Source organism: Burkholderia sp. M6-3, from assembly GCF_050858985.1.
Lineage (GTDB): Bacteria > Pseudomonadota > Gammaproteobacteria > Burkholderiales > Burkholderiaceae > Paraburkholderia > Paraburkholderia caledonica.
Map to the genome: position 1 here is coordinate 1,549,051 of NZ_CP110090.1, position 12,407 is coordinate 1,561,457.

14 protein-coding genes are annotated in these 12,407 nt (G+C 62.7%); 8 read left to right on the forward strand and 6 right to left on the reverse strand.

Annotated elements, in window-relative coordinates:
- Positions 1-188: 188 nt before the first annotated feature.
- Positions 189-401, reverse strand: coding sequence for a DUF3820 family protein (locus OH764_RS06725; RefSeq protein ID WP_006048800.1), 213 nt, complete (start codon positions 399-401; stop codon positions 189-191).
- Between the two features lie 140 nt (positions 402-541).
- Here OH764_RS06725 and OH764_RS06730 point away from each other — a divergent pair, with 140 nt between their 5' ends.
- Together OH764_RS06730 and OH764_RS06735 are read left to right on the forward strand one after the other, a co-directional pair.
- Positions 542-1,594: an aldo/keto reductase gene (locus OH764_RS06730; RefSeq protein WP_498848484.1), complete on the forward strand. Its 1,053-nt coding sequence runs from the start codon at positions 542-544 to the stop codon at positions 1,592-1,594.
- A gap of 213 nt (positions 1,595-1,807) precedes the next feature.
- Positions 1,808-2,230, forward strand: coding sequence for a hypothetical protein (locus tag OH764_RS06735; RefSeq protein WP_020065791.1), 423 nt, complete (start codon positions 1,808-1,810; stop codon positions 2,228-2,230).
- A 93-nt stretch (positions 2,231-2,323) separates the two neighbouring features.
- On the opposite strand, the gene OH764_RS06740 is transcribed toward OH764_RS06735, so the two are convergent.
- Both OH764_RS06740 and nodI read right to left on the reverse strand, forming a co-directional pair.
- On the reverse strand, positions 2,324-3,151 hold the full coding sequence (locus OH764_RS06740) for an ABC-2 transporter permease (RefSeq protein ID WP_498848485.1): 828 nt from the start codon (positions 3,149-3,151) through the stop codon (positions 2,324-2,326).
- 28 nt (positions 3,152-3,179) lie between these two features.
- Positions 3,180-4,094 (reverse strand): nodulation factor ABC transporter ATP-binding protein NodI, encoded by a 915-nt coding sequence (nodI, locus tag OH764_RS06745; protein WP_498848486.1) that lies wholly within the window; start codon positions 4,092-4,094, stop codon positions 3,180-3,182.
- 275 nt (positions 4,095-4,369) lie between these two features.
- Between nodI and OH764_RS06750 the strand changes: the two genes are divergently transcribed.
- A complete protein-coding gene (locus OH764_RS06750) occupies positions 4,370-4,834 on the forward strand; it encodes a universal stress protein (RefSeq protein ID WP_498848487.1) in 465 nt (154 codons plus the stop codon).
- Positions 4,835-5,002: 168 nt separating this feature from the next.
- On the opposite strand, the gene OH764_RS06755 is transcribed toward OH764_RS06750, so the two are convergent.
- The 3 genes from OH764_RS06755 to lexA all read right to left on the reverse strand — a co-directional run bounded on the left by OH764_RS06755 (position 5,003) and on the right by lexA (position 6,897).
- Positions 5,003-5,674 carry a DUF2939 domain-containing protein gene (locus OH764_RS06755; protein ID WP_498848488.1) on the reverse strand — a complete coding sequence of 224 codons (672 nt, stop codon included), beginning with the start codon at positions 5,672-5,674 and terminating at the stop codon, positions 5,003-5,005.
- Between the two features lie 110 nt (positions 5,675-5,784).
- A complete protein-coding gene (locus OH764_RS06760; protein WP_498848489.1) occupies positions 5,785-6,141 on the reverse strand; it encodes a hypothetical protein in 357 nt (118 codons plus the stop codon).
- 105 nt (positions 6,142-6,246) lie between these two features.
- On the reverse strand, positions 6,247-6,897 hold the full coding sequence (gene lexA, locus OH764_RS06765; RefSeq protein ID WP_027775193.1) for a transcriptional repressor LexA: 651 nt from the start codon (positions 6,895-6,897) through the stop codon (positions 6,247-6,249).
- Positions 6,898-7,205: 308 nt separating this feature from the next.
- Between lexA and OH764_RS06770 the strand changes: the two genes are divergently transcribed.
- The 5 genes from OH764_RS06770 (at position 7,206) to OH764_RS06790 (ending at position 12,399) form a co-directional block, all read left to right on the forward strand.
- The gene (locus tag OH764_RS06770) at positions 7,206-8,255 is read left to right on the forward strand and encodes a sulfate ABC transporter substrate-binding protein (RefSeq protein WP_498848490.1); all 1,050 of its coding nucleotides are present in this window, start codon (positions 7,206-7,208) and stop codon (positions 8,253-8,255) included.
- A 150-nt stretch (positions 8,256-8,405) separates the two neighbouring features.
- Complete coding sequence (cysT, locus tag OH764_RS06775; RefSeq protein WP_020065798.1) at positions 8,406-9,302, forward strand: sulfate ABC transporter permease subunit CysT; 897 nt, start codon at positions 8,406-8,408, stop codon at positions 9,300-9,302.
- A complete protein-coding gene (gene cysW / locus OH764_RS06780) occupies positions 9,299-10,333 on the forward strand; it encodes a sulfate ABC transporter permease (protein WP_498848491.1) in 1,035 nt (344 codons plus the stop codon). Before cysT ends, cysW begins: the two co-directional genes overlap by 4 nt.
- The gene (locus tag OH764_RS06785; RefSeq protein ID WP_498848492.1) at positions 10,333-11,391 is read left to right on the forward strand and encodes a sulfate/molybdate ABC transporter ATP-binding protein; all 1,059 of its coding nucleotides are present in this window, start codon (positions 10,333-10,335) and stop codon (positions 11,389-11,391) included. Before cysW ends, OH764_RS06785 begins: the two co-directional genes overlap by 1 nt.
- Positions 11,392-11,472: 81 nt before the next feature.
- Positions 11,473-12,399 (forward strand): CysB family HTH-type transcriptional regulator, encoded by a 927-nt coding sequence (locus OH764_RS06790; protein WP_020065801.1) that lies wholly within the window; start codon positions 11,473-11,475, stop codon positions 12,397-12,399.
- Positions 12,400-12,407 lie beyond the last annotated feature (8 nt).

A 12,407-nucleotide genomic window follows, 5' to 3' on the forward strand; every position in this document is an offset into this window, starting at 1 on the left:
ATTACGATCGCACCGCGCGCTGCGCACCTCGCATCCTTGTGCCGCACCGGTGCTCCAAGGCGCATGCTGCATGCGGCGACCAGAACCGCGTCGAAGCATCCATCGCGCGGTAACACCTGGTTAATCTTCTGCAACAGAACAGCGCGCCGCCGCCCTTATAGTGCGATGCAGTTGATCGGAAGAGCGCATCAGCGCTTGCGCAAAGGTTCGATCAGCGACGACAAACCGTTGTGGTCGATCTCGTGCATCAGCGCGAGCAGCCGTCCAATCTCGCCCGGCGGAAAGCCCTGGCTCGCGAACCAGTTCAGGTAATGGCCGGGCAGGTCGGCGATCAGGCGACCCTTGTACTTGCCGTAGGGCATCACACGCGTGACCAGCAGTTCGAGGTGTTCGGGATTCATCGTGATGCACCGGCGCAAGGAATGTTGGGCGCGGCGCGCTTGCTCTGCACGCCAGCACGGCATTCTAGCCGTGCTGCAGGCATCGCGCGGCCATGGTAACGTCAGCGGTTTATGTTCATACAACTGACAGGAAAGCTTCCATGGAATACCGCAGACTCGGCGATTCGGATGTGCAGGTCAGCCTGATCGGACTCGGCACCATGACGTGGGGCGAGCAGAACACAGAGCACGACGCGCACGCTCAGATCGACTACGCGCTCGATCATGGCGTCAACCTGATCGATACCGCAGAGATGTATCCGGTGCCGCCGCGCGCCGAGACGCAAGGCTCGACCGAGCGATTTATCGGCACGTGGCTCGCGAAGCATCGCAGCGCGCGCGAGAAAATCGTGCTCGCTACGAAGATCGCAGGCCCCGCGCGCCAGCCGCATAATCCGCGACATATTCGCGGCGAGACCAACCAGTTCGACCGTAAAAACCTGACTGAGGCGCTGAACGACAGCCTGAAGCGGCTGCAAACGGATTACGTCGATCTGTACCAGCTGCACTGGCCGGATCGCAATACGATGACGTTTGGCCGTCCGGCCTATCCGTGGGTCGACGACGAATACACCGTGCCTATCGACGAAACGCTTTCCGTGCTCGCCGACTTCGTCAAGGCGGGCAAGGTGCGCCATGTGGGCGTGTCGAACGAAACGCCGTGGGGCGTCGCGCAGTTCCTGCGCGCGTCGGAAAAGCTCGGCTTGCCGCGTATCGTCAGCATCCAGAACCCGTACAGTCTGCTCAACCGCACTTACGAGGTGGGGCTTTCCGAGTACGCGCACCGCGACAACATCGGCCTGCTCGCGTATTCGCCGCTGGCGTTCGGCTGGCTGTCCGGCAAGTACGAAGGCGGCGCGCGGCCGGCTGGCGCACGCATATCGCTATTCGAGCGCTTCCAGCGCTACAGCAAGCCCCAGGCGATCCAGGCCACCACGCGTTACGTCGAACTGGCAAAGCGCCATCGCATGTCGCCGGCCCAGTTGGCGCTTGCCTTCGTCAATAGCCGGCCGTTCGTCACGAGCAATCTGATTGGCGCGACCTCGCTCGATCAGTTGAAGGAGAACATTGCGAGCGTCGACGTCAAGCTGTCGCGGGAAGTGCTCGATGAAATCGACGCACTGCATCAGCTGCAGCCGAATCCGGCGCCTTGAGTTCGCTGGGACATGCAACGAAAGGCAAATGTCCCTCCCTGTCGGCAAATCACGACCTAAACTGTGGTGAGCAGGACGGGCTCCTGCCTTCGTGTCGCGCTTCTGCGCGTGGCGCGGCGCGCACGAATGGTAGGATGCAGCCCGGAAAATCGGCAGCGGAGGCGGGTTTTCAGCCACGCTGTTCACACTCGGCGATAGCACTCAGGACATCGAATGGCGCAACAAAAAACAAACCCAAAACTCGAGCAGGCGCTGACGCGCGGGGACCTTGCGATCCGTCAGGCGAATTCGGCGCGGGCTACCGCGCTGCTGCGCGCGCTAGCCAAAATGATCGTGGACGCCTCGGCGACGATCGGCGTCGAAGCATTCACATTGATTCCGGACGGCGACAAGATTTACGATCCGGCCGACGGTCTCTGGCCGCAAGAACTGCAGATTTCGCTCGACGGTCCGGTCGAGGACGCCGATCCGGACGAGATCCGCACCGTGCGGCTGATTGCCGACGATCCGGGCACGATGTTCCGGGTGGAATGGCAGCGTGCCGATGGCAAGATCGGGCGTCATGAAGGCGGCCCGTTTGCAACAGTCGCGTTCATCTCGGACGTCGACATTCCCTGGACCGACGAAGAAGACTGAGCTCGCGGTCGCGCCGCAAGTTTCATTCGTGGGCGCTGACCTATCGGTCAGCCGCCCTCGAATTGTCCGCGCCTCTCTGCCGCGCGGCACGAGTTACTTCATCATCCGGCGCCGGAACAGCACTGCAGCGACGATAAACCCGCCCACCGCATAACCCGCCAGCACGGCCGCGTGCCACAGGGCGTTGTCGAGCGGGCGCCCAAGCATCGCGGGCCGTATCAGATCGACCGCGTGCGCCAGCGGCAGGACCTCGGCCGCACCACGCGCGGCGGCAGGCAACTGCGAGATCGGGAAGAACACGCCGGAGAGCAACAGCATCGGCGTCAACACCAGCGTTTGATAAAACATGAAAAAGTCGTACGACGGCGCGAGCGCGGTCACGACCATCGCGACACTTGCGAACGCGAGGCCGGTCAGCACGACCACGGGCAACGCGAGCAGCACTGACGGAAAATTGGCGTAGCCAAGCGCGCCCGCCACCAGCATGATCGCTGCGCCCGACAGCACCGACTTGCTGGCCGCCCAGATCACTTCGCCAAGCACGATATCGCCGAGCGTCAACGGCGTGTGCATGATTGCTTCCCACGTGCGCTGCACGTGCATGCGCGAGAAGCCCGAATACATCGACTCGAAGCTCGCGGACATCATGACGCTGGACGCAACGGTGCCCGCTGCGAGGAACGCGATATACGACACGCCGTCGACGCGGCCGACCATCAGCCCGAGGCCGAAGCCGAGGCCGAACAAATAGATCATCGGATCGGCCAGATTGCCGAACATGGAGGCGAGCGCAAGCTTCTTCCAGACAAGGTAATTGCGGCGCCACACCGCGATCCAGTTGACTGCGTTCGCGGGCAACGCGGCGAAAGGGGCCTGCATGGGTGGCGTGGCTTCGTTGCTTCGGTAAGTGCGTGCATCCATTGCGTGTCTCGTGCAGTGTCGATGGAAGTCAGTCCTGCATCTCGCGGCCCGTGAGACGCAGGAACACATCCTCGAGATTCGCCGGGCGGTGCAGATAGCGCAAGTCCGCTCGCTGCTTCAGTCGCGCATGCACTGGCCCGGCGTCGTTCACATAACAGAAGAGCGTCTCACCGCTGATCTCGGTTCGCTGTGCGAGCGGTGCAAGCTCATCGCGTAATGCGAGCGGATCGGGGCCGAAGATCTCGATGACGTCGCAGCCGATTTCCGACTCGATCAGCTCCCTTGGTGCGCCTTCCGCAATCTTGCGTCCTTCTTCGATTACGCACAGCCGGTCGCATAGCCGCTCGGCCTCTTCCATGAAGTGGGTGGTCAACAAGATCGTCTTGCCACGCGCGAGCAGCGAGCGCAGTCGCTCCCAGATGAGATGCCGAGCCTGCGGGTCGAGGCCGGTAGTGGGCTCGTCCATGATCAGCACATCGGGATCGTTGACGAGCGCCCGCGCGAGCGTGAGGCGCCGCTTCATGCCGCCCGACAGTTCGCTCACGCGCGCGTCGGCCTTGCTCTCCAGCCGCGCGAATTCCAGCAGCGACGGCACCATCGCGCGGCATTGCGCGGCGCTCAAGCCAAAGTAGCGGCCGAACACCAGCAGGTTTTCGCGGACGGTAAAGTCGGGATCGAGGTTATCGAACTGCGGCACCACGCCCACGCGCGCCCGCGCGATACGCGCCCGGCTGGGAATCGGCTCGCCGCACAGGCGGATCGAGCCGGCGTCCGGTGCGGCGATGCCGAGCAGCATGCGCAATGTGGTGGTCTTGCCGGCGCCGTTCGGTCCAAGCAGGCCGAAACACTCTCCGACGTTGACATGAAACGACAGTCCGTCGACAACTTTCTTTTCGCCGTAACTTTTTTCAACCTGCTCAAATTCGATAGCGGTGTCGGGCATGGATAGGATTGAGGCTCAGGCAAAAGAGGCGAATCGACGGGAAGGCTGCTCATTCTAGGTCATCAGCCGGGAAATGGCGGTTTAGGGAGCACGCCACGCGCCGCGTTCTTGCACTGCCGCAAAGGCGTATCCGGCGTTGTCTTCACTGAGTGTGCCTCCTATGCACAAGGCCGGGGCGCGCAGCAATCGCACTTAGCGTTTTCCATCCCTTGCAAGCTGAATTGCGGCGCACCATGATTGATTCAGACCGCGCTTTTGCGGAAAGGGGAAGAACGATGGCGAGCTACCAGAAAATCCTGCTGTGCTACGACGGCTCGCGCGAAGGCCGCAAGGCTCTGCGTTGCGGCGCCGACCTTGCGCTGGATCTGAAGGCGGAAACGCATCTGCTTTCGGTGGTGGACATGCGCTCGAGCATTGCGCAAAGCGCGGGCCTGCTGACGGACGTCGCGTGCGGCAGCTTCGAAAAGACTGCGCGAGACATCCTGCAAGAGGGCGTGGACTGGCTGACTGAGCGCGGCGTCAACGCGCAGGGTCACTTTGCGTTCGGCCATCCGATCGACGAGATCGCCAATCTTGCCAACGAGTTGCACGTCGACCTCGTGGTAGTGGGCCACCGCTGCCGCACGGGCTTGTCCCGATGGTGGATGGGTGCTGGCAATACACCGCTGCTCGACCGGGTGTCATGCAGCATTCTGGTCGCGTGCTCTTCTGCGCATGAGCAGCAGCAAGAAGCGGCGTGACAATGCGGTTCGGGTGCACGGCCACCCGCGCCAGGCATGCAGCCTTCGTGCGGGTGGGTGCTCGTGAGCTTTGGGCCGGATGAACGCGGAGGACGGAGTAGCGGGCGGCGTGTGCATTCAGTTTGATCGGCCGTGTGAGCGCTCAGTCTGACAAGCCGCGCCTGGCGCTCACTCGTTCAGATTGACCGCCGCCAGCTTCCACGTGAAAAGGCCCTCGCGCATGAAGATGGCAGAGTAACGCGCGTCCCCAGCGCCGTGCTGGTATGTGACGGCGAACTCGTTGAGGCCGCGATAGCCGGCCGTGGTTTGCGGCGGTTGGGGCGGGGTAGCCCTGCTAACCGCGTTGCCGTTTGGATTGCCCGTAGCGCTGCCGTCCGCATCAGACGATGCGGGGGCGGGCGCATTGGCAGAGGGCGGATTGCCGGTAACCGGCGCGGCGTTGGGCCGCTCACCCGGCTCGCCGCGCGGCGGCATGCCGTTCAACAGCGCAGCCACGCCGTCGGGTGTCGCATACGCGTCGACGAGCGGGCCGATCAATGCGACGCCAATCATCGCGCCGATCGCAGCCAATGGATTGCCGTTTCCGTGTGAGTCCAGCCGCCGCGTCAGCAAGCCCGTGACTTGCTGCTTCAGGCTCTCGCGCAACGCGGGAAAATCGACGTACCGATTCACAGTCTGCGCGTCACGTGCGTCGGCGGCGCGTTTGAGGCTATTAAGCGCGATATACGGGGATGCATAAGTGAAGCCCAACGCCGCGATCAGTGCGATCACGATCAGCGTGACGATCAGCGTGACTGCAAGCGGACGTGCGCTGCGCTTCCTGGGTGTTGAAACTGCCATCGAGCGGAAATCTCCATCAGGTGTGATCTAACGTGGACCGCAACCGCGCTGAAACGATCCGTGCGCTGACACAAACCATGTGAGCGACGCGCCCCACACCTCACAACTCATCAGGACTCGAACACCGCACCGTGGACATTGGTTTCCTCGGCGATGCAACGGTCAATCATGCGGCACACCGCGTCTACGGTGCCGACCATGATGAGCCGCGACGGCCCGTGGTACACGCGCACCGGCGCACGGCGCTCGGGCTCGGCAGTATTGAGCCCCGAATTCAGCGACACGCGGGCGAACGCGGGCAGTGACGACGGCAACGCGGCCCGCAGGTCGGACCCGCGAGCGGGCGAGTCGAACAGCGACGCGGTAGCGGCCGTGGACGCTTCGATCAGTGAGCAAGGCACCAGCTTGCGCAGATGGCGCAGACGGCCGAACTGGCGAAACGGCAACAGGCGGGCAAGGCGTTCCATGAGTCTCTCCGGGCGGTTCAACATGAGTACTGCTTTAGTCGGTGAGCGGGCGAGCGGTTGGCTAATGACGCTGAGCTTGGCGCTCACTAAGCCAACCCCGTGCTATCAGAATTCGCCCGGGCGGATCAGCCCGACAGCGATGCCTTCCAGCGCGAAATCCGCGCTGCCTGTCTCAACGAAGATGTTCTCGTAATCGGGGTTCTCGGCAATCAACTCGATACCGTTCGCGCGGCGCTTCAGGCGCTTGACCGTGACGTCGTCGCCAAGCCGCGCAATGATGATCTGGCCGTCTTTGGCCTCGCTTCTTTTCTGCACCGCGAGCAGATCGCCGTCGAAGATACCCGCGTCGCGCATGGACAGCCCGCGAACCTTGAGCAGGTAATCGGGCTTGCTCGAGAAGAGCGCCGGGTCGCACGCATAGTGTTGGGCGATATGTTCCTGGGCGAGGATCGGGCTACCGGCGGCAACCCGGCCGATGAGCGGCAGCGACAGTTGCATGATGCTCGCGTGCGGCAACGTGAACTGATGCGGCGCCTCGTCCGGGCCAGCAAGCAGGCGAATGCCGCGCGATGCGCCGGCCGCGAGTTCGATCACGCCCTTGCGTGCAAGCGCCCGCAGATGCTCTTCAGCCGAGTTGGCCGAACTGAAACCCAGTTCGGCGGCGATTTCCGCACGCGTGGGCGGAAAACCGGTGCGCTCTATGGCCCGGCGGATCAGATCGAAAACCTGCTGCTGTCGTGCGGTGAGTTTGGTCATGGCGCCACTGTATGGATGAACAGGTGACTGTATTTTTATACAGTATCCGGCGCAATTCAAGCTTTACTTTAAGTTTGGGAGCCGACCCCTCGCTACAACGTCGTAAAACGACGTCAAGACATCCGTTTTCATGCCGCAACGCCTTATCTGGCTGTCATTACCACTTTTGCGTATTAAAAAATGAGGAAACATTATTTTTAATGATGAAAGCCCTTGGATAGACTGGCCTCCAGTCGCTCATGTGCACGTGACCCGACGCAAAACAACACACACGCTGTTTCAGCGCACCAACACGCGGAGAACTTGGCATGAACCATCACGAAGCGGGCCGGGCAGGCAGGAGCCGAAAACTTATCGCAGCGCTTGCGTTCGGCGCGGCAGCCGCGCTCGGCGTCCTCGGCGCGGCGGGCCAGGCGCAAGCCGCGGACACAACGCTGCTGAATGTTTCCTACGACCCGACTCGCGAGCTCTACCAGGACGTGAATCAGGCTTTCGCCAAAGACTGGAAGGCGAAGACCGGTGAGACCGTCACGTTCAAACAGTCGCACGGCGGCTCGGGCGCGCAGGCGCGTTCGGTGCTCGACGGCTTGCAAGCCGACGTCGTGACGCTCGCGCTCGCTTATGACATCGACGCCATCGCGAACAAGGGTTTGATCGATAAAGGCTGGCAGAAGCGCTTGCCCGACAACGCGTCGCCGTACACGTCGACGATCGTGTTTCTGGTGCGCAAGGGCAATCCAAAGCACATCAAGGATTGGGACGATCTGACCAAACCCGGTGTGTCGATCGTGACGCCGAATCCGAAGACCTCGGGCGGCGCGCGCTGGAACTATCTCGCGGCATGGGCGTATGCAGTGCATCAGCCGGGCGGCAATGACCAGAAGGCCAAGGAATTCGTCGGCAAGCTGTACAAGAATGCCGGCGTGCTCGATTCCGGAGCGCGCGGCGCGACCACCAGCTTCGTGCAACGCGGCATCGGCGACGTGCTGATTGCGTGGGAAAACGAGGCGTTCCTGTCGCTGAAGGAATTCGGTCCGGACAAGTTCGAAATCGTCGTGCCGTCCGTGAGCATTCTGGCCGAGCCGCCGGTGGCGGTGGTGGATAAGGTCGTCGACAAGCATGGCACGCGCAAGCTGGCCGAAGCGTATCTGAATTTCCTGTACAGCGAGCAGGGCCAGGAAATCGCCGCGAAGAACTTCTACCGTCCGCGTTCGAACAAGGTTCCGGCCGAACTGACGTCCAAGTTTCCGAAGCTGAAGCTGTACACGGTCGACGATTCGTTCGGCGGCTGGGCCAACGCGCAGAAGACGCACTTTGCCGACGGCGGCGTGTTCGATTCGATCTACCAGCCTCAGTAACACCGCCCAGGTTCGCGCCGCGGCAGGCGCAGACCGAGGCAACGCGACGCGCCAGGGCGCGTCACTTTCCCGAGCGCGCCACTGGCGCGCTTTTGGCCGATCAGGACCAGGCGGCCGGCAACACGAGCATCAACCGAAAGAGTATCGAGCATGACCACGTTGACCTTCCGCAAACCAAGCGCCTTGCCCGGTTTCGGCCTGACACTCGGCATCACGGTGGCTTATCTGAGCCTCGTGGTGCTGATTCCGCTCGCGGCGACTTTTCTGAAGACAGCCACCCTCGACTGGAGTCAATTCGTGCGCGCCGTCAGCTCGCCGCGCGTGCTGGCCTCGTACCGGCTGACGTTCTTCTCCGCGCTCGGCGGCGCACTGATCAACGCGGTGTTCGGCTTTCTGGTCGCATGGGTGCTGGTGCGGTACAGGTTTCCGTTCAAGCGCATCGTCGACGCCGTGGTCGATCTGCCGTTCGCACTGCCCACGTCGGTGGCCGGCATTTCGCTCGCGGCCGTTTACGCGGGCAACGGCTGGATTGGACAGTTCCTGGAGCCGCTCGGTCTGAAGGTCGCTTTTACGCCGGTGGGCGTGCTCGTCGCGCTGACCTTTATCGGTTTGCCGTTCGTCGTGCGCACGGTGCAGCCGGTGCTCGAAGAGTTCGAGCGCGAGCAGGAAGAGGCTGCTGCTTGCCTCGGCGCATCGCGCTGGCTGACGTTTCGCCGCGTAGTGTTGCCGGCGGTGTTGCCGGCACTGCTCACGGGCTTCGCGCTCGCGTTCGCGCGCGCACTGGGCGAATACGGCTCGGTCATTTTCATTGCGGGCAATGTGCCGATGAAGTCGGAAATCACATCGCTCCTCATCATCACGAAGCTCGAGCAGTATGACTACGCCGGCGCGACGGCGCTTGCCGTCGTGATGCTCGTCGTCTCGTTCCTGATGCTGCTTTTCATCAATACGCTGCAGTGGTATTTGCAGCGCCGCACGAGCCGCGGCAACGCAGGTCCGGCGCCCGGCGCAGCGAGCGTTGCAAGCATTGGCGGAGGTGCGCAATGAGCCGCCACTCAGCAGGTCACGTCGATAACGCCGACGGCGTCAAGGCGCACGCCGTGGCTCCGCGTGCGCCACTGAACATTGCGCGCCGGCCCGACCCGGTCACTGAACCGCCGCTCGTACGCTGGGTTCTGACCGGCATCGCGCTGCTGTTTCTCGGGCTGTTTCTCGTCGTGCCGCTCGTCGCCGTGTTTTATCAGGCGTTGAACAAGGGACTTGGCTTTTATCTGGAGTCGCTCGCCGATCCGGACGCGCTGGCGGCCATCAAGCTGACGGCGATTACAGCGGGAATCGCCGTGCCGCTCAATCTGGTGTTCGGCCTTGCGGCTTCGTGGTGCATCGCGAAGTTCGAGTTTCGCGGCAAGGCGCTCCTCACCACGTTGATCGATCTGCCGTTCTCGGTTTCGCCCGTCATCTCGGGCCTCATCTACGTGTTGATGTTCGGCGCGCAAGGATGGTTCGGTCCGTGGCTGCAAGCGCATAACGTGCAGATCATCTTCGCCGTACCCGGCATTGTGCTCGCAACGATCTTCGTGACATTCCCGTTCGTCGCGCGCGAACTGATCCCGCTGATGCAGGCGCAAGGCAACGACGAAGAGGAAGCCGCGCATGTGCTCGGCGCGTCCGGCTGGCAGATCTTCCGCCGCGTCACGCTGCCGAATGTGAAATGGGGCCTGCTGTATGGCGTGATTCTGTGCAACGCCCGCGCGATGGGCGAGTTCGGCGCGGTGTCGGTCGTGTCGGGCCATATTCGCGGCCAGACGGACACCATGCCGCTGCACGTCGAAATTCTCTACAACGAATACAACTTCTCGGCGGCGTTCGCCGTGGCGTCGGTGCTGGCCTTGCTCGCACTCGTGACGCTCGCACTGAAACTGCTCGCCGAGCGTCATATGTCGGCGGAACTGTCGGACGCCCGCGACGTGCCCGCGCACGCCGGACCCGTCACGTTGCCGTCCGCTTTGCCGTCGACCGCGCAGTCGCTGAACATGCAATCTTCGCAGCAACACCCGCTCAAGCAAGGAGAGCTGTAATGGGTATCACCGTACGTAACCTGCAGAAGCGCTTCGGCGATTTCGTCGCGCTCGATAACGTCTCGCTCGATTTTCCGCCGGGCGAACTGGTTGCGCTGCTCGGGCCCTCGGGGTGCGGCAAGACCACGTTGCTGCGTGTGATCGCAGGCCTCGAATACGCGGACGGCGGCCAGGTCGTTCTGCAGGGCCAGGACGTCGCGACCGTCGGCGCGCGTGAACGCGAAGTGGGATTCGTGTTCCAGCATTACGCGCTGTTCCGTCATATGACGGTGTTCGAGAACGTAGCGTTCGGGCTGCGAGTGAAGCCTCGGAAGGAGCGTCCGTCGGAAGCGGTGATCCGCGAGAAAGTGCATGAGTTGCTCAAGCTCGTGCAACTCGACTGGCTCGCGCAGCGCTATCCGTCGGAACTGTCGGGCGGGCAGCGGCAGCGTATCGCGCTCGCTCGGGCGCTTGCCGTCGAGCCGAAAGTGCTGCTGCTCGACGAACCGTTCGGCGCGCTCGATGCGAAGGTCCGCAAGGAATTGCGCAGCTGGCTGCGGCGTCTGCACGACGATCTGCATATCTCGACGATTTTCGTCACGCACGATCAGGAAGAGGCGCTCGAAGTGGCGGACCGTATCGTCGTGCTCAATCGTGGACACGTGGAGCAGGTCGGCAGTCCGCAGGATGTGTACGACCATCCGCAAACGTCGTTTGTGTATGAGTTTCTCGGCGCGGCAAACCGGCTGCACGGCAACGTCGACGCGAGCGGATTCGTGGTGGACGGCGCTGCGTTGCCGGTCGCCATCAGCACCGACTTCAGCGGTCCGGCTTTCGCTTATGTACGTCCGCACGATTTGCAGTTGTATCCGCAGGCGGCGGGGCACCGCGAGGGTATCGTCGTCGATGTGCGGCGCGTCGTGACACTGGGCGGCTCCGTGCGGGTCGAGCTTGCGGGCCGCGAGGGTAATCTGCTCGAAGCCGAACTCGATCGGGAAGCATGGCGCGAGCTGCGGCTCTCGATCGGCGACGGCGTGACGGCAGTGCCGCGCGCGCTGCGGGTCTTCCCGGCGCAATGAGCGCATGGACCCATGCGACCCAACGCGAATGAACTGAAATAACTCGAACAACTCAACTCTCGCTGAACCGGACTCTTCAAGATGAACTTCCAGCAATTGCGCTTCGTGCGCGAGGCCGTGCGTCAGAACATGAACCTGACGGAAGTGGCGAACGTGCTCTACACGTCGCAGTCGGGCGTATCGAAACAGATCAAGGATCTCGAGGACGAACTCGGCGTCGACATTTTCATTCGACGCGGAAAGCGACTCACGGGTCTCACGGAGCCGGGCAAGGCGGTGCACCAACTGATCGAGCGGATGCTGCTGGACGCGGAGAATTTGCGCCGCGTCGCGCGTCAGTACGCGGACCAGGACAGTGGCCATCTGGTGGTCGCGACCACGCACACGCAGGCACGCTACGCGCTGCCGAAGGTGATTCGTCAATTCACCGAGGTCTTCCCGAAGGTGCATCTGGCGCTGCGCCAGGGCAGCCCGCAACAGATTGCGCAGATGATCATCAACGGCGAGGCGGATATCGGCATCTCGACGGAAGCGCTCGACCGTTTCCCCGACATCGTCACGTTTCCATGCTATTCGTGGCATCACGTCGTGGTCGTGCCGAAGGATCATCCGCTCGTTGGCCGCCCCAATCTGACGCTGGACGAAATCGCCGAATTCCCGATCGTCACGTATGACCAGGACTTCACGGGCCGCTCGCATATCGATCAGGCGTTCGCGAAAGCGGGCGCGCTGCCCGACGTGGTGCTGACCGCGATCGACGCCGACGTGATCAAGACGTATGTGGAGCTCGGCATGGGTATCGGCGTGGTCGCGGCAATGGCCTACGACCCGAAGCGCGACAGCGAACTGGTCGCGCTCGACACGCAGCACCTGTTCGAGGCGAGCACGACGCGGGTCGGCTTGCGCAAGGGCGCGTTTTTGCGCGCATATGCATACCGGTTGATCGAGATGTTCGCACCGCAACTGACCGAGGCGGAAATCGCCGCGCAGTTGCGCGAGGCAGTGTGAAGCGCTAA

Excerpts from the sequence above, each read along its gene's own strand:
- OH764_RS06755 (WP_498848488.1), bottom strand. The coding sequence starts at position 5,674 with ATGGCAGTTTCAACACCCAGGAAGCGCAGCGCACGTCCGCTTGCAGTC.
- OH764_RS06750 (WP_498848487.1), top strand. The coding sequence starts at position 4,370 with ATGGCGAGCTACCAGAAAATCCTGCTGTGCTACGACGGCTCGCGCGAA.
- OH764_RS06785 (WP_498848492.1), top strand. The coding sequence starts at position 10,333 with ATGGGTATCACCGTACGTAACCTGCAGAAGCGCTTCGGCGATTTCGTC.
- OH764_RS06790 (WP_020065801.1), top strand. The coding sequence starts at position 11,473 with ATGAACTTCCAGCAATTGCGCTTCGTGCGCGAGGCCGTGCGTCAGAAC.
- cysW (WP_498848491.1), top strand. The coding sequence starts at position 9,299 with ATGAGCCGCCACTCAGCAGGTCACGTCGATAACGCCGACGGCGTCAAG.
- nodI (WP_498848486.1), bottom strand. The coding sequence starts at position 4,094 with ATGCCCGACACCGCTATCGAATTTGAGCAGGTTGAAAAAAGTTACGGC.
- cysT (WP_020065798.1), top strand. The coding sequence starts at position 8,406 with ATGACCACGTTGACCTTCCGCAAACCAAGCGCCTTGCCCGGTTTCGGC.
- OH764_RS06735 (WP_020065791.1), top strand. The coding sequence starts at position 1,808 with ATGGCGCAACAAAAAACAAACCCAAAACTCGAGCAGGCGCTGACGCGC.
- OH764_RS06740 (WP_498848485.1), bottom strand. The coding sequence starts at position 3,151 with ATGGATGCACGCACTTACCGAAGCAACGAAGCCACGCCACCCATGCAG.
- OH764_RS06725 (WP_006048800.1), bottom strand. The coding sequence starts at position 401 with ATGAATCCCGAACACCTCGAACTGCTGGTCACGCGTGTGATGCCCTAC.
- lexA (WP_027775193.1), bottom strand. The coding sequence starts at position 6,897 with ATGACCAAACTCACCGCACGACAGCAGCAGGTTTTCGATCTGATCCGC.
- OH764_RS06760 (WP_498848489.1), bottom strand. The coding sequence starts at position 6,141 with ATGGAACGCCTTGCCCGCCTGTTGCCGTTTCGCCAGTTCGGCCGTCTG.
- OH764_RS06770 (WP_498848490.1), top strand. The coding sequence starts at position 7,206 with ATGAACCATCACGAAGCGGGCCGGGCAGGCAGGAGCCGAAAACTTATC.
- OH764_RS06730 (WP_498848484.1), top strand. The coding sequence starts at position 542 with ATGGAATACCGCAGACTCGGCGATTCGGATGTGCAGGTCAGCCTGATC.